At 44.3% G+C, this 14,730-nt stretch carries 17 protein-coding genes and 2 pseudogenes; 15 read left to right on the top strand and 4 right to left on the bottom strand.

Features of this window, described 5'->3' with window-relative positions; genetic code table 11:
- Positions 1-632: 632 nt before the first annotated feature.
- From LEPTO7376_RS11580 to LEPTO7376_RS11565, 5 genes are all read left to right on the top strand, one after another.
- Positions 633-917, top strand: a complete 285-nt coding sequence (locus LEPTO7376_RS11580; protein WP_051188772.1) for a hypothetical protein — start codon at positions 633-635, stop codon at positions 915-917.
- 182 nt (positions 918-1,099) lie between these two features.
- Positions 1,100-1,327 (top strand): hypothetical protein, encoded by a 228-nt coding sequence (locus tag LEPTO7376_RS27580; RefSeq protein ID WP_264308888.1) that lies wholly within the window; start codon positions 1,100-1,102, stop codon positions 1,325-1,327.
- Between the two features lie 4 nt (positions 1,328-1,331).
- Positions 1,332-1,433: a hypothetical protein gene (locus LEPTO7376_RS29065; RefSeq protein WP_398337768.1), complete on the top strand. Its 102-nt coding sequence runs from the start codon at positions 1,332-1,334 to the stop codon at positions 1,431-1,433.
- Between the two features lie 13 nt (positions 1,434-1,446).
- Positions 1,447-2,019, top strand: a complete 573-nt coding sequence (locus tag LEPTO7376_RS27570; RefSeq protein WP_041763060.1) for an IS630 family transposase — start codon at positions 1,447-1,449, stop codon at positions 2,017-2,019.
- Between the two features lie 224 nt (positions 2,020-2,243).
- Positions 2,244-2,624 (top strand): hypothetical protein, encoded by a 381-nt coding sequence (locus LEPTO7376_RS11565; protein WP_015134358.1) that lies wholly within the window; start codon positions 2,244-2,246, stop codon positions 2,622-2,624.
- An 82-nt stretch (positions 2,625-2,706) separates the two neighbouring features.
- Here LEPTO7376_RS11565 and LEPTO7376_RS25730 read toward each other — a convergent pair.
- A pseudogene (locus tag LEPTO7376_RS25730) lies at positions 2,707-2,919 on the bottom strand (transposase); the annotation flags it as partial.
- Positions 2,920-2,936: 17 nt separating this feature from the next.
- Here LEPTO7376_RS25730 and LEPTO7376_RS11555 point away from each other — a divergent pair.
- From LEPTO7376_RS11555 to LEPTO7376_RS28390, 6 genes and pseudogenes are all read left to right on the top strand, one after another.
- Positions 2,937-3,553: pseudogene (locus tag LEPTO7376_RS11555) on the top strand (IS982 family transposase); the annotation flags it as partial.
- A gap of 471 nt (positions 3,554-4,024) precedes the next feature.
- On the top strand, positions 4,025-4,306 hold the full coding sequence (locus tag LEPTO7376_RS11550; RefSeq protein WP_015134357.1) for a hypothetical protein: 282 nt from the start codon (positions 4,025-4,027) through the stop codon (positions 4,304-4,306).
- Positions 4,307-4,308: 2 nt separating this feature from the next.
- Positions 4,309-4,815 (top strand): hypothetical protein, encoded by a 507-nt coding sequence (locus tag LEPTO7376_RS11545; RefSeq protein WP_015134356.1) that lies wholly within the window; start codon positions 4,309-4,311, stop codon positions 4,813-4,815.
- A 52-nt stretch (positions 4,816-4,867) separates the two neighbouring features.
- Positions 4,868-5,941: a Rieske 2Fe-2S domain-containing protein gene (locus LEPTO7376_RS11540; protein WP_015134355.1), complete on the top strand. Its 1,074-nt coding sequence runs from the start codon at positions 4,868-4,870 to the stop codon at positions 5,939-5,941.
- On the top strand, positions 5,941-6,708 hold the full coding sequence (locus LEPTO7376_RS11535; protein ID WP_015134354.1) for a hypothetical protein: 768 nt from the start codon (positions 5,941-5,943) through the stop codon (positions 6,706-6,708). The genes LEPTO7376_RS11540 and LEPTO7376_RS11535 overlap by 1 nt, the downstream gene beginning before the upstream one ends.
- Positions 6,709-6,715: 7 nt before the next feature.
- Positions 6,716-6,841, top strand: coding sequence for a hypothetical protein (locus LEPTO7376_RS28390; RefSeq protein ID WP_264308887.1), 126 nt, complete (start codon positions 6,716-6,718; stop codon positions 6,839-6,841).
- A 99-nt stretch (positions 6,842-6,940) separates the two neighbouring features.
- Here the strand turns inward: LEPTO7376_RS28390 and LEPTO7376_RS25725 are convergent.
- The 3 genes from LEPTO7376_RS25725 to LEPTO7376_RS11520 all read right to left on the bottom strand — a co-directional run bounded on the left by LEPTO7376_RS25725 (position 6,941) and on the right by LEPTO7376_RS11520 (position 9,460).
- Positions 6,941-7,665, bottom strand: a protein-coding gene (locus LEPTO7376_RS25725) for an IS1 family transposase (RefSeq protein ID WP_315861517.1) whose coding sequence is annotated in 2 segments (ribosomal slippage) — positions 6,941-7,341 and positions 7,341-7,665 — 726 coding nt in all. Because the reading frame shifts where the segments join, the coding sequence is not laid out codon by codon here.
- 155 nt (positions 7,666-7,820) lie between these two features.
- On the bottom strand, positions 7,821-8,306 hold the full coding sequence (locus LEPTO7376_RS11525) for a hypothetical protein (protein WP_015134353.1): 486 nt from the start codon (positions 8,304-8,306) through the stop codon (positions 7,821-7,823).
- A gap of 284 nt (positions 8,307-8,590) precedes the next feature.
- Positions 8,591-9,460: a LysR family transcriptional regulator gene (locus LEPTO7376_RS11520; RefSeq protein WP_015134352.1), complete on the bottom strand. Its 870-nt coding sequence runs from the start codon at positions 9,458-9,460 to the stop codon at positions 8,591-8,593.
- 117 nt (positions 9,461-9,577) lie between these two features.
- Here LEPTO7376_RS11520 and LEPTO7376_RS11515 point away from each other — a divergent pair, with 117 nt between their 5' ends.
- The 4 genes from LEPTO7376_RS11515 to LEPTO7376_RS11500 all read left to right on the top strand — a co-directional run bounded on the left by LEPTO7376_RS11515 (position 9,578) and on the right by LEPTO7376_RS11500 (position 14,571).
- The gene (locus LEPTO7376_RS11515; protein ID WP_015134351.1) at positions 9,578-9,991 is read left to right on the top strand and encodes a YHS domain-containing (seleno)protein; all 414 of its coding nucleotides are present in this window, start codon (positions 9,578-9,580) and stop codon (positions 9,989-9,991) included.
- A 125-nt stretch (positions 9,992-10,116) separates the two neighbouring features.
- On the top strand, positions 10,117-10,848 hold the full coding sequence (locus LEPTO7376_RS11510; protein WP_015134350.1) for a hypothetical protein: 732 nt from the start codon (positions 10,117-10,119) through the stop codon (positions 10,846-10,848).
- 59 nt (positions 10,849-10,907) lie between these two features.
- A complete protein-coding gene (locus LEPTO7376_RS11505) occupies positions 10,908-12,521 on the top strand; it encodes a glutamate synthase-related protein (RefSeq protein WP_015134349.1) in 1,614 nt (537 codons plus the stop codon).
- A gap of 97 nt (positions 12,522-12,618) precedes the next feature.
- A complete protein-coding gene (locus tag LEPTO7376_RS11500; protein ID WP_015134348.1) occupies positions 12,619-14,571 on the top strand; it encodes a thiamine pyrophosphate-dependent enzyme in 1,953 nt (650 codons plus the stop codon).
- Positions 14,572-14,730: the final 159 nt, after the last annotated feature.

The raw sequence follows: 14,730 nt of genomic DNA, 5'->3' as shown, positions 1-14,730 counted from the left end.
GATTCAGTTTATGGTGGTTATCCTTTACTGACGAATGGTTTGGTTCAATGTTCTCACTGCCACTCAAATAAAAAACACAAATTAAATTGGCCTAGTGATGCATATTGGCAATGGAAAATCCGAGGCAGAATTTTGTGGGCATGGGATAAAAGACATGCTCGGATAATTTTTAAATTTGTCAAAGAAACGATTAGACCATCACGACATTCGTACAGTTTGAAGTACATTCCATCACACTTTCTCTCTGCAAAAGTCCGCGATCTTGTGGTCAGAAAGATGGAGCATAGCTTAAATGCCGAACACTGCTAAATTTCTGAGGTAAATCAAAGGGCGATCACCCCATTCTTTTATCTAGATTGATTCACCAATGAGAGTCGGAGCTGCCCAGAGATTTGGTGTTGCCCAGAGTGCCGGATCATCGGGATCATCGGCAAATTCGATGAGGGTTGATAGCATGGCTTGTCGGAGGGTGATCGCTGATATTATTTTCTAGTTTATTTGTTAAGAATATAAAATACATGCACTGAGTTTATTCGAACTCGAATATTCTATATCACTGAATAATAATAAATGCCTTGGAGTTTGTAATAGAATAATATATAAATCAGGGGATTTCTAGCAAAACATATAGTATGAATATTCATTATGAGGCTGTAAAAATGAAGCCAATGAGGATAGCTTATACAGGAAATACTGAAGTGCCAGCCTACCTATCTTTGGTAAGTCTAGGATTCGAGATTTCAGTCAAAGATACTGAGAATCAAACACAAATATGGAAAGCGACAAATGGGAAACTAGAAGTGGTAGGTGAAGCTCCTCTCGAATTATTGGCATTAATAAAACTCATTGAATGTCGTGGTGAGGATTGGAAAGCAAGTGATCGTGAAATTAATGAATTTATCAATAAATATTGCTAGCCAGGAACATAACTAACAGATGTAGTTCACATATCACTTTTGCATTGGGACAATTAATACAAGTAAAGCTTACAGCAAATTTCAGCCTAGCAAGGTGTATGAAGTAGTATAGGTGAGTTGACTGGTGAGGAAGAAAGTAGCATCTTGCCGAAAGCCTACTCATTAGACTTAAGACAGAAATAGTGGATGCCTACGAAAGGGGTGGTGTGAGTCAAAGTAGTCTTGCCCGACAATTTGGAGTGGCGAAAAGTTTTGTACAAAAGCTCCTCGACCAAAAACGACTGACAGGGTCGATTGCTCCGAAAAAACGAAGCCAACAAACACCTCCCAAATTAAACGAAGAGCAATCAAACAATATTGCGCCAGTTGCTCACCAAGAAAAACGATGCGACGCTAGCGGAACTATGTGATGAGATGGAGAAACGCACTGGTCTCCGTGTGGCCAATAGCACCATGCATCGCACCTTAAGAAGAATGGGATATAGCCTCAAAAAAAACATTCTATCCAGACCTTAAGGCGACAAAACGAGTGCAACAAGCCAGATATGATTTTTGGCAGAAAATGCAAGCGACTCTAGCGAAAAACTTGATTTTTATCGATGAATCGGGCGTGAACTTAGCCATGACAAGACTGAGGGCACGTTCTGAGAAAGGGAAACGAGCTTATAGTCCGAAATCCAGTAAACGAGGCAAGAATGTTTCTTTGATTGGAGCATTAGGCTTCAAGGGAATGGTCGCTAATTATCATCTGCTGGGGAGTACGGATGGATTAACCTTTGAAGCATTCATCAGCCAGAAGTTAATACCAAACTTATGGGCGGGAGCATGTGTGGTGATGGATAACTGTTCGATTCATTTAGGAGAGTCAGTACGCACAATGATTGAGGCCGTGGGAGCTAAGTTGATTTACCTTCCTCCCTATTCTCCAGATTTTTCACCCATTGAAAATTGCTGGTCAAAGTTGAAAAGTACCTTGAAAAGTATCGGGGCAAGAACTTATCTAGCTCTAGACAAGGCAATTGAGGTAGCTTTTTCCAAGATTACCCTTGATGATATTCGATGCTGGTTTACACATTGCTGCTATTGCACCTCACTCGACTAGAAATTGCTATACTTGCTATTATTTCCTTTACAAGGATTCGCCAATAAGAGTGGGTGCAGCCCAAAGATTTGGGATTGCCCAGAGTGCTGGGTCGTCAGGATCATCTGCAAATTCGATGAGGGTTGCAAGCATTGCTTTTCGGAGGGCGATCGCCTATCCATCCAAATACTAATGGCAAATTCTAGTCTTAATTTCCAGTGATGTTTATATTAAGGGGCAAGTAAGTGGTTGATGCAGATGCATTTGTTCCAGACTTAGGATATCTGAGCGATGTGGATGTTCCTACAATTTTGGCTGCATTCGAAAACAAGGCTGCTGAGCTTGCGGAGTTGAAGATTCCAGTTTGTGGAGATTTCAGGACCGGATGGCTTGATTCCACTGCCTGCTGTTACGTAATCGCTGAAATAGCTGGGTTACCAAGATCCAATACTTGGCTGACACATCAAGAAGTAAAACAACGGTTATCATATGCTGAATGGCCAGACTTCGATAGTTTACAACGCAGTGATCAGCCATGGGAACATTCAGAATATTCTAGATATGTAGTGGCAAAAGCCTTTGTGGATCTTTGTTTGGAATATAATCTCGCAATTGTATTCTCCTGACAACAGGATACCCAAACATCGCTACAGATATTGAAACCATCAAATAAGTATTAACGTGAGTTCGGGATAAGGAATAAAGGTTCTAATCAAGCTGAAGAGAGGGTTTCTTTGGCTGATGACAATAGGCAATGAGACCACACAGCAAGTTGACACAAAAATTGGCAGGATTGCGATGGCGAGAATGTTCAATCTGAGAAATTTTCTTCAGTTGGTCAATGACTGTCTCAATTAAAGCTCGCTTACGAGCCAGAACTTTGTCACGCCAAAGCATCAAGTGATTCTTCATATTGCGACGAGGCTTAGCTAGAAGCCTCACATCATAGCTTTGTGGAATGGATGCCTTAACATTAGTACCGCTGTGCATCTATTGGCGCCACTGTTATGGCCAATGCACAGGCATTAGTTTCATTGATGCTAGTGGCATCAATGTCTGTCATAACCGTCGTATATCTCAACATCACGTTTTTGAAGGTCATGCCGCTCGAGGTAAAACCTCTGTGGGTTGGTTCTTTGGCTTCAAACTACATCTGGTTATCAATGACTGTGGAGAATTACTCAATGTGAAAGTCACGCCTGGTAACACTGATGACAGAAAACCAGCCGTGGAGCTTTTGAAAGAGTTATCGAGAAAAGTCTTTGCAGATAAAAGTTACGTCTCTCAAGCTCTGGCACAGTATTTGCAAGAAGAATATGATGTGAGGCTTCTAGCTAAGCCTCGTCGCAATATGAAGAATCACTTGATGCTTTGGCGTGACAAAGTTCTGGCTCGTAAGCGAGCTTTAATTGAGACAGTCATTGACCAACTGAAGAAAATTTCTCAGATTGAACATTCTCGCCACCGCAGTCCTGCCAATTTTTGTGTCAACTTGCTTTGTGGTCTCATTGCCTACTGTCATCAGCCTAAGAAACCTTCTCTAAAACTTGATTAGAACCTTGATTTCTTATCCCGAACTCACCTTGAAAAGGATCTGGCTTCACAACGATTTTCATGAAATCCATTGATCATTTTAATATGTCTAGAATATGGATGTTTAAAAAAGTTTTTTTGCCAATCTCTCCTCAGAAAATCAATAAAAAATCGAATTAAGATTCCTTTTTTTGAAGTATTTAGCATCTTGAATGGATCGCATTTTAAGGTCTATTTAAGCTGTTTTTTAGGCAATTCTCATTATTTCAGGGCGTACCTGGTGAAGGCACTCAGATTTATCCTTGACCAAAATGTCGACCATGGTCAGAAAAGAAAGGGATTTAAAAGCAATTTTTATTATTTTAAAGAAATATGTCTCAATGCATTGTGTTTGCTCATAGGTCATCATTCTAGTCTTACTCTTTAATAGATCAACAAAGCGGCTCAATACGACTGTTTTTCATGAATATCGAGTCGGATTAAGAGGTATTCAATGAATAACTTTGCTATCAGCATTGTTGAATGGACGCTGCAATTAATAACCGCCTACGTGATCGCTGGGCTAGTTTTTTCGATTCCCTTTGTCACATTTCTGATCAAACGGGTCGACCCAGCGGCTACAGGATGGGCGATCGGATTTCGATTGATCATTATTCCGGGTGTTGTTTTGTTTTGGCCTTTGTTTGCCATTCGACTACTAAAGGGTAAACAACATCCCACTGAGAAAAATGCCCATCGCATTGCAGCGAAACAAGCACCTGTTTCAGGAGGTTAAAGATGCTCCTTTCCCGACGACAGACCCATTTGGCCGCTAGCTCGATCTTGGCGATCGCCCTGCCTTTGATCCTATTATTTGGCTTTATATTTCGTCCCCAATATCTACCATCGGATGAGTCGGCGCAGATCCTCTTTGAACAAGATGGCTATGCCTTGGTTGCAGATAGTGAGCTAGGTGAAAAGATAGCTTCTGAAGACCTCGGTAAATCGAGTCAATTTAACGCCATAACCTATACCCAAGAAGATGACAAAGTCATTCTCACCCTCAAACCTCGGTGGGATCTGAGACAACCAGATCTATTGATTTACTGGGATGGCGCTGCGGAAGCACCAGAAGAAATTGGTGATAGCGCCCTACTACTTGGCCGATTATCCGGTTCAGCTCAACGGCAATTTAGTGTGCCAGATGCAATCGTGGGGAAAGACGGATATTTGTTGATCTACAGTCAAGGTAGACAAGCTATACAAGCTGCATTCCCGATTTCAGCATCTTTGACACAACTCTAATCCCAGTGAAGTTGGTTTTGTTTTCCATCGGAATTTTCCATCGGAGTTTTCTATGAGTGTTGCCTATAAATCTATTCAATGGAATCGACAGGTCATTATCTATGACGTCATTTTGTGGGCGTCAGTCATTGCTTATTTATTTGTGTTTGAGGCGATCGCCAAGAGCGGTGGTTCGAGTTTAGATCTGAAGGGGATTTGGATTCGCGATTATGGCTCTGCCGGATTTATCCTGCTCCACATTATTTTGGCCATTGGTCCCCTTTGCCGACTGTTCCCCAAGTTTCTTCCACTACTCTACAATCGCCGCCATATGGGCGTTACCATGTTTGCCCTCGGTGTGCTCCATGCCAAGGAAACATTAGGGTGGTATCACGACTTCGGGAATCTGAAGCCGATCGTCAGTCTGTTTGTCAGTAATACAAACTACACCTCTTTTATTCGCTTTCCCTTCGAGAGCTTAGGGGCGATCGCCTTAGTCATATTCCTCTTTATGGCCGTTACGAGCCATGACTTCTGGTTGGTTAATTTGACTCCTCCAATTTGGAAAGCTTTACACATGGGCGTTTATGTCGCCTATGGTCTCCTTGTCAGTCACGTAATCCTGGGTGCACTAGAAACAAATCGTCACCCATTAATGACCGCCTTAGTCGGCGTTGGTTTTGTCACTGTGGTAGGACTTCATCTCATCGCCGGACTCAAGGAAGCTAAGACTGATGGGAGTTGGCCTTTTGGTAAAGCTAAGCACACACTTCAAGCCGATGCCGAAGGCTATGTTGCCGCTTGTACTGTCGATGAAATTCCTGAAAATCGCGCCAAAATTGTTGTGATTGCTGGTGAGCGAGTGGCTATCTTTAAATACGACGGTAAAATCTCCGCTATTTCTAATGTCTGCCAACACCAGAATGGCCCCCTTGGCGAAGGCAAAATAATCGATGGTTGCGTTACCTGTCCTTGGCATGCGTATCAATACTATCCAGACAACGGTTCTTCTCCGCCACCCTTCACTGAGAAAGTTCCGACATTCAATGTGAAGGTCGAAGGCACTCAAATTTTCGTTGCATCAATCCCGAACCGACCCGGCACTCCGGTTGAACCTGCCCATTTCACAGAGGAGTTTGATTCATAATGGCTTTACATGATTCTGACAACGATGAATTTTATCGTGGCTATGCCAAAATCCCCCGTAAGATACGCCGCTTTTTACTAATACTGATTCCATCACTGGTGATTGGCTACATCGGCTTAGCATTGCTCTTGCCGTCTATCCATTCCGAGCAGGTAAATCCCGGTCGTTTTGCCGGGCAGCAAACTTTTGTTGGGTTGTTAATGAGCGATCCTTCACCCCATTTGATGGTGCCTCGTCCCGGCGATGTGGGCGATCAGAGTCCTTATTCGGTTTATTTGCTGTCCGGGCCAGGCAAGACTTCGCCATCAGCTAAAGTCATGGAAAATGCAGGCCAATGGGTGGAGCTGAGAGGGTTACCAGTACACCGCAATAGCTTGACTGTCTTAGCGACTTTCTCGGCAGAGCCCATCGACCCTCCAGAAACTGCACCACAGGAATTGGAGATGGGGATCTCTATGGGGCAATTCTCTTTGCGAGGAGAAATTATGGATGGTAAATGTTATCCCGGCATTATGAAACCTGGTCGCACAAAAACCCACCGCTCCTGCGCGATTCGCTGTATTTCTGGTGGTGTACCGTCTGTGTTTTTATCGCAAAATGAGGACGGTTTGCCGCTGTATTTTATGCTGTCGGATCTAGAAGGTAAGGCTGTAAACGATGAAGTATTGGATTTAGTCGCAGATCCGATTGAAATTACGGGTGATGTGATGCGCTACGGGGATGCTTACGTTCTCAAAGCTGATCCACAGACTTATAAACTGCTCTAATATTTGTTTGATTCTGAATTATTGTGGCGATCGCCTTTTTCTGCAGCGAGTGAGGGGTGGCGATCGATTTATTCACCGCAATTTACAGGAACATCTCGCCGCTCAATATGAAGCTTCTCTTCAGTCAGAATAGGGTTGCATAGATCTCCGACTTCTCAGAGAAGTCGAGGATCTGAATTTTTAAATCTAATCACAAATCGACCAGGCGATATCTGATCTGTTTTTGAGAGTTTCAAGAGAGTAATGTTAAACGCCAATTGCGCAGTAGCTCAATACTTCCATTCACTCTAAATTTCGCAAACAGTGCCATGCTCAAGTCCACCATGTGTTTTGATTTAGAGACGACCTTCGTCCTGCGATGAAACCGAGCAAACCAATGGCGATTGTCTGAGTTGTTTCTCTCAATTGCTATTGTCTCTTTCTTGCTAATGACATGAAAAGCATCTGGGTGATTCTCTAATAGCTGTTGATAGGGTTTCCAATTATCGGTGCAATAGACAGTGATTTGCCATTGCGATAACCGCTCTAGTAAATGACCTAAAGTTCGACTATCACGACTTCCCAATTCCCAGTCAATGAGTCGCCCAGTATTACGGTCATATGCTTTCCAGACCCAAAGTTTGTTTTTTTCTCTTGGATAAAATGCCATAGCTCATCTAGCTCCACCACGACAGCAGACTCAGGAGTGGGCTTTTCATAATTGGCTTCACCGAAATCTCTTACCCAATTGAGCACTGATTGAGCTGATACACCGAGAATCTTGGCTGTCGCATTCATGGACATACCACTCATATACATCAATACAGCTTCTAATTTCATCCAGAGAGGCTTGCCCCGCTCTTTAGAAAAGCTTGTAAATTGATAATTGCACTGCTTACACTTAAATCGTTGACGATTTTTAGCGAATCCACTTTTGATGATGTCTTGAGCATTACATTGGGGACAGTGAATTGTCATAGCGAGACTTCCAAGGAAACGACTCACTCCATTTTGCTATAGCATTACTTACTTGAAACTCTCCTGTTTTTTACGCGCTGTAAACAAAAATTGCCCCAGAGCCTACAAAGCGACTGAGACAACAGATTTAACGAAAGAGTGATTGAGTAAATTCTTTAGTTGGCGTAATTCCAGATGTACCAGTTGGGATAAGAATAGACCCAGTAACCAGCGGAACCATCTTCGCCACACCAGCTACCACCGCCCCAATAGCCATAATTGTTGTAGTCACCATAGGCATCCACATCGGCTGCACATTCAAGTATTTGGACAAGACCTGAGTAACTGCCATAGGCACTCGCTTCAGGGTCTAATTCATCTGTTGTCTCAGATGCCCAGACGTACCAATTGGGAGCATCATAAACCCAATATCCTTCTTTCCCATCTTCACCGCACCAACTGCCGCCACCCCAATAGCCATATTCATTGAAGTTGCCATAGGATTCTTCGTCTTCGGGGCAATGAATTGTTTGAACGAGGTCTTCGTAGCGCCCATTTACAGAGGGAGATATGGGTTGCGCAAAAACAGATGCAGTTGAAATGAAAGCAGTCGTCGCGGCGATCGCCACAGCAGAAAATTTAGTGAAAAAAGTCTTAAACATTGGGTGTTGTCCTGGAAAAATAGGCAGAAAAATAGACAGCTTGTTCGGTTGCTTGCTTTCCCCGTTGGATAGAGAATTCCATGGAATAACATCGTTTTGAGTGATGCGAGCAATGAAAACTGGGCATGGCTTTAGTATTCCCAAACTGTCTATAGAAAAGCATGTCAGCATTTGTTTTGTGTCTTGACATGATGCTTCTAACCCTTAAATTTGAAATCCGAAAAAGCACAGTAATCCCTTAACTTCTCGCAGCAGTCGAGGCTTTAAATCTTTAAGCTTAAAAATCAGCTTGCCACTTGCCAATCACAATCTGCTACAAAATCACGAAACCAGCTGACAGCTTTGAGATTCGTTTTCCCACGCCATTGCAGACCAATCGTACGGTTTAAATCTAGATCCGAGATCGGCACATAAACGATATTCTTAATCCTTTTCCACATCGGCATAATGCTGACCCCCATCCCTGCTTGGATCAATGAAATTGCCCATTCCTCATTATTAGAAGAATAAATAAATTTAGGCTCAATCCCAGCCGTCGCAAAGAGTTTGGGATGCATTTGCCATAGCTCACAATTGATCCGATTTATATAGGCATGTCCATCCAACTCAGCTAAACAAACAGTTTCTCTTTCTGCAAAAGAATGGTCTTGATGAACCGCTAAAGCTAAGGGCTGGTGAAACAAAGCCTGGGAATTTGGGATGGTCTTTTCTCCCCGTAACCAAGTAATGGCCAAATCCACATCACCTTGCTCCAACCATTGCTGGATATCTTGGAAATAACCCTGCAAAATCTCAATGGCAACATTGGGGTATTGCTCATGAAATCGACCGACAATCTGAGTTAAGCTATCGGCTCGGAGCGTGTGCAGTGTAGCAATGCGTAAGGTTGGGGCATCCTTTAACTGTTCCAAATCTTGGCGAATTGCCTTATATTCTGCCAGAATGCTTTGGGCTTTTTCTTGGAATAAACGGCCTGCCGATGTGAGTAATACTCCTCGCCCAACTCGTTCAAATAGCTGCACGTCTAAATCTTGTTCTAATTTTTTTATCCCTGCCGAGAGCGATGGTTGCGATACGTATAGTTGTTCTGCTGCTTTGGTAAAACTACCAACCTCGGCGATCGCCAGAAAATAGTGTATTTGGTAAAGATCCATCGTTATAGTTACTATCTATCGGTTCAATTAAAAAAATCAGCTTGCTCCAACCGAAAGCCCGATTCATGATCTTGGTAAGCCCATCGTAAGGCGAATGATCCATCAAAAGAGGTGATTATGGCTAATTTACAAAATCTCAACGAAGCTGGCGTTGCGCTACAAGGTTATGACCCAGTGTCTTATTTCTCTGATATGCCGACCAAAGGTGATGAAAGTATTATGGCAACCTACGAAGGCGTAACCTATCGCTTTAGTAGTGAGGCGAACAAAGCAACATTTGAAGCCAATCCAGAGCGTTATATTCCTCAGTATGGTGGCTTTTGCGCGCTGGCAGTCTCAGAAGGAAAAACCTTTCCGATCGATCCTAAGAGCTACATTGTGTCAGAGGGAAAGTTGTTCCTGTTTTATAACGGTAAGCTCGGCGAAACAAAGCCTCAGTGGGAAGCTGATCCAGAAACGCGCAAAGCAAATGCGGATACCTATTGGGAAAATAATGACGTGAAAGTTGTCTATCCGACTGCTGATTATTAGGCTGAGAAATTAGGGCAATAAAGGGACAGGCGATCGCACATTTTGTTTTGTTGAGCAAAGCCTAGTCCCTAAGTAATGATTCAGTAACATTCAGGTTAATTAATAAAGATTAGAGTGAGCCGTCTATGGAAGGACCGGGTCTGATTTTGGCTGTCGGTTTAGCCTTGATTCATGCTTTTGTTTCCAAGCGAAATATTTTTGCATTTATTCCCGAACACCGTTGGCTGTCGTTTGCCGGAGGCGTATCGATTGGATATGTTTTCCTAGAGATTTTCCCTGAACTCAGCCATGCCCAAGAGGAATTAGAACATTCTGCTGTGCCCCTGATGGCCTACCTGGAAAATCATATTTATATCATTGCACTGGTTGGTCTTTTGATTTTTTATGGGTTGGATATTTGGGCATTAAATTCGCGAAAGTTCAACCGTGAAAATCACAATTCTGATAGTACTGACACTATTACTTTTTGGATTCATATCGCCTTTTTCTCAGTACTAAACATCATTGTGGGTTATTTGCTCCAGGACATCGGTGAGCATAGTTTATTGCAGTGCATTTTGTTTTTTGTGGCGATCGCCCTGCACTTTTTTATTGTGGATCGCAGTTTACGGGAACACCATTCGATGCCCTACGACAAGCAAGGACGGTGGATATTGACCGGAGCGATTATGGTTGGGGCGATCGCTGGACAAGCCTTTCATCTCAGTGAAGTAACAGTGTCCCTGGTGTGGTCATTTTTAGCCGGAAGTATCATCCTCAATATTTTGAAACGAGAATTGCCCGACGAACAGCAGAGTTGTTTTTTCTCCTTTCTCGGCGGCACTATCCTGTATGCCGGACTCATCCTATCGAGTTAAATCAATCCCTTTTACCCCATTTTCCCAATCAGCCCCAATTCAGTTAGGAACGACACCCAATGAAAAAAGTCAAAATTGCCACCTGGAGTGAGATCGGCGATCGCCAGCCCGTTGCCGCATTAGTCGAAAACGTTGATCTTGTGATTATCCGCTGGGATGAAAAACTCTCAGTGCTCTATGGCCGATGCAAACATCGGGGAGCTTTGATGGCTGATGGCTCCATCGAAGGCGACAACATCATTTGTGGGCTGCACCAATGGGATTACCGCATGGATACAGGCGTTAGTTCTTACAATGACAGCGAAATTCTCGACAAATTTAATGCCTGGGTCGAAGACGACGATGTGTATGTCGATGCCGACGAAATAATTGCTTGGCGCACCAAACATCCCCAGCCTTATAACCGAGATGCCTACCAAGGAACCTACGCTGATATTCACGGCACTGTCGATGAACCAAGCACCCACTATATTCATGCTCTGGCCACCCACGGACTTTCAAAAACTGGACACCATGGCCCCGTTTCTGCCATGGGAGTGCCCGCCCCACAGCTCCCAAAATGGGATGATCTGCAATTTGTTACAGCCCAATTAGCCCGTTTACCCTTGCTCGATGATGCAGAAGTCGGCACAGAATTGGTGATTGGCCCCAATGCCAAGAAACCCTTAAAACTGAGTATGCCAATTTTCGTGTCAGACATGAGTTTTGGCGCATTATCTGAAGAAGCAAAGGTTGCCTTAGCGAAAGGCTCTGAACTGGCAGGCACAGGCATTTGTTCCGGTGAAGGCGGCATGTTACCCGAAGAGCAATCTGCTAATAGCCGCTATTTTTATGAACTCGCTTCTGCCCGGTTTGGTTTCTCCATGGATAAGCTCCTGCAAGTGCAAGCCTTCCACTTCAAATGTGGTCAGGGCGCAAAAACAGGCACAGGTGGCCATCTCCCCGGCCACAAGGTTAAAGGTAAAATTGCTGAGGTGCGAGGTTTAGAAGAAGGTCAATCTGCCATTTCTCCCCCACGCTTTCCAGACTGGGAGTCCGTTGATGACTTTCGTAACTTTGCCAAAACTGTACGGGAAAAAACGGGCGGTATTCCTATCGGTGTGAAGCTTTCCGCCCAGCATATTGAACAGGATATTGAAGCATCATTACGCATTGGTGTGGATTACATTATTTTGGATGGTCGCGGTGGTGGGACGGGCGCTGCACCGTTGCTCTTCCGCAATAATATTTCTGTACCCACCATTCCGGCCCTGGCTAGAGCGAGAAAATATTTAGATAGTCGCGGTGCTAAGGATGTGACTTTAATTATTACGGGCGGGTTACGAACGCCTGCTGATTTCGCGAAAGCTTTGGCTCTCGGTGCTGATGGGGTAGCCGTTTCTAATGCGGCAATTCAGGCGATCGGTTGTCTCGGGATGCGCGCTTGCCATACGAATAATTGCCCGGTGGGTATTGCCACCCAAAAAGAACATTTGCGTCGCCGCTTAATTATTGATGATGCAGCCGAAAGACTAAATCGTTTTTTCCGTGCCTCTACGGAGTTGATGCAGGTGCTTGCACGAGCCTGCGGACATACTCACTTTAATCAGTTTTGCGCTGATGATTTGACCACTTGGCATCGAGATATGGCCCATCTCACAGGCGTAGATTATGCCGGTGTCACCCCTCTTTAAAACTGATTGAAAAGAATAAGACTTTGGCTGGAGCCGTCATTTTAGATTTAACCCAATATTTAGAGCCACTCGATCCATTCATTAAAGGAATTCCATCATGGCAAATACTTCAACTCAATGGTTCAAAGTTTTAGCACCAGACGAATTGCCGGAGGGTCGTGTCAAAACGGTGATTGCCGGACATAAAGGTCTCGCTCTAACCCATTACGATGGTCAATATGGTGCCTTGGATAATCGCTGTCCGCACCAGGGTGGGCCTTTAGGGGAAGGTTCGATTGAGAATGGTTTGTTGCGCTGTCCTTGGCATGGCTGGGATTATTGCCCTCTCACTGGACAGTCTCCCGGTGCTTTCGATGACGATGATGCACTGGAAACATTCCCGGTAGAGGTGCGAGAGGATGGCGTTTATGTGGGCTTGCCTGTGGAAGACCCTCATACCAGAACAGTAAGCGATGTCATGGCTGAAACGATGGTGAACTGGGGAGTTACCCATGTTTTTGGCATGGTGGGCCATTCTAATCTTGGTTTGGCAGATGCTTTGCGGCGTCAAGAAGAGCAAGGGAATATTACCTTCTTTGGTATTCGTCATGAAGGGGCAGCGGCTTTTGCGGCAGCGGCCTATGGCAAATTAACGGGAAGACCTGCAGCTTGCCTGACGATCGCCGGGCCGGGAGCAACAAATCTTTTAACTGGGATGTGGGATGCCAAGGTGGATCGTTCACCGATCTTAGCTTTGACAGGACAAGTGAATTCTCAGGTATTGGGGACAGGCAATTTTCAGGAATGTGATCTGGGTGCAGCTTTTAGTGGGGTGGCAGCTTGGAGCCAAACAGTTTTAAGCCATAGCAAACATGCAGAGTTGATGACCCTTGCGGTAAAAAATGCACTTTTACAGCGTGATGTATCTCATTTGATTTTCCCTGATGAAGTTCAGGTACAAGCTGCTGTTGATGTGCCAGCTTCTAGTCCGACTGGGCGCATTACACCGTTACAGATTGCGCCACCACCTGATGCTCTACAAAAGGCGATCGCCCGTCTAAAGCAATCCCGTCGCCCAGTGATTATTGTGGGTCATGGATCTCGGTTTAATATGCCTGCCATTATCGAATTGGCTGAACTATTGGGAGCACCAATTCTTACGACCTTTAAAGCAAAAGGACAAATTAGCGATCGCCATCCTTTGGGCTGCGGTGTCTTAGGACGTAGTGGTACACCCATTGCCAGTTGGTTTATGAATGAGTCGGATTTGCTGTTGGTATTTGGTGCATCATTCTCTAATCACACCGGAATTTCTGCGAAAAAGCCAATTATTCAAGTAGATTTTGATCCTCTTGCCCTCGGTAAATTCCATCCGGTAGAAGTGCCAGTCTGGGGTGAGATCAGTATTGTCGTCGAACAATTAAAAACAGCTTTAACAGGGCAAGTAAATACCGAAAATCGGCGTGAGGAAATAGCAGATCGTTGGGCAATTTGGCGCGAGGAAAAAATTCGTCGAGAAGCAGATGATCGTGGCCAAGGTTTAGGTTCTGCTGCTATTTTTGCCGCGATGACCCGCCAAATTCCAGCTAATGCTGTGATTTCGGTGGATGTGGGCAACAACACCTATTCTTTTGGTCGTTACTTTGAATGTGAAGCCCAATCTGTTCTCATGTCAGGCTATCTCGGTTCTATTGGTTTTAGTTTCCCGGCGGCGATGGGGGCATGGGCGGCAGCTGGGCATGAACGGCCAATTGTCTCGGTATCCGGAGATGGTGGTTTTGGTCAATATTTGGCAGAATTTACCACTGCGGTGAAATATGACATGAATATCACTCATTTCTTGGTGAATAACTCGCAATTAGGGAAGATTAGTAAGGAGCAACGAGCTGGAGAATGGGACGTTTGGCAGACATCACTGCATAATCCTGATTTCTCGAAATATGCTGAAATTTGTGGAGGCCTGGGTATTCGGGTGACAAAAAAAGAGGAGCTTGATGATGCGATGCAACGAGCCTTGGAATATAAAGGGCCAGCTTTGGTTGAAATGATTGCGGATGCAGAGTTGATCTAGTGATTAAGCATGGCGGCGATCGCCTGAAATAAAAAAATAAATAGCGAATCTTTATCTACTTTCCTGTGGCCCAAGTTTTCCGGGCATGGTTGGTGGCGATCGCCAGAGATTTTCTTAATGAAAGTGTTTGTGTAATTTTACGCATAAACTAGATTTCTG

Source organism: [Leptolyngbya] sp. PCC 7376 (genome assembly GCF_000316605.1).
Classification (GTDB): Bacteria; Cyanobacteriota; Cyanobacteriia; order Cyanobacteriales; family MRBY01; genus MRBY01.
This window is presented reverse-complemented; position numbering and strand designations above follow the sequence as displayed.

Coding starts and splice junctions, on each gene's coding strand:
- LEPTO7376_RS11580 (WP_051188772.1), top strand. CDS start 633: ATGAATATTCATTATGAGGCTGTAAAAATGAAGCCAATGAGGATAGCT.
- LEPTO7376_RS29065 (WP_398337768.1), top strand. CDS start 1,332: ATGGAGAAACGCACTGGTCTCCGTGTGGCCAATAGCACCATGCATCGC.
- LEPTO7376_RS11550 (WP_015134357.1), top strand. CDS start 4,025: ATGAATAACTTTGCTATCAGCATTGTTGAATGGACGCTGCAATTAATA.
- LEPTO7376_RS11545 (WP_015134356.1), top strand. CDS start 4,309: ATGCTCCTTTCCCGACGACAGACCCATTTGGCCGCTAGCTCGATCTTG.
- LEPTO7376_RS11540 (WP_015134355.1), top strand. CDS start 4,868: ATGAGTGTTGCCTATAAATCTATTCAATGGAATCGACAGGTCATTATC.
- LEPTO7376_RS11535 (WP_015134354.1), top strand. CDS start 5,941: ATGGCTTTACATGATTCTGACAACGATGAATTTTATCGTGGCTATGCC.
- LEPTO7376_RS11525 (WP_015134353.1), bottom strand. CDS start 8,306: ATGTTTAAGACTTTTTTCACTAAATTTTCTGCTGTGGCGATCGCCGCG.
- LEPTO7376_RS11520 (WP_015134352.1), bottom strand. CDS start 9,460: ATGGATCTTTACCAAATACACTATTTTCTGGCGATCGCCGAGGTTGGT.
- LEPTO7376_RS11515 (WP_015134351.1), top strand. CDS start 9,578: ATGGCTAATTTACAAAATCTCAACGAAGCTGGCGTTGCGCTACAAGGT.
- LEPTO7376_RS11510 (WP_015134350.1), top strand. CDS start 10,117: ATGGAAGGACCGGGTCTGATTTTGGCTGTCGGTTTAGCCTTGATTCAT.
- LEPTO7376_RS11505 (WP_015134349.1), top strand. CDS start 10,908: ATGAAAAAAGTCAAAATTGCCACCTGGAGTGAGATCGGCGATCGCCAG.
- LEPTO7376_RS11500 (WP_015134348.1), top strand. CDS start 12,619: ATGGCAAATACTTCAACTCAATGGTTCAAAGTTTTAGCACCAGACGAA.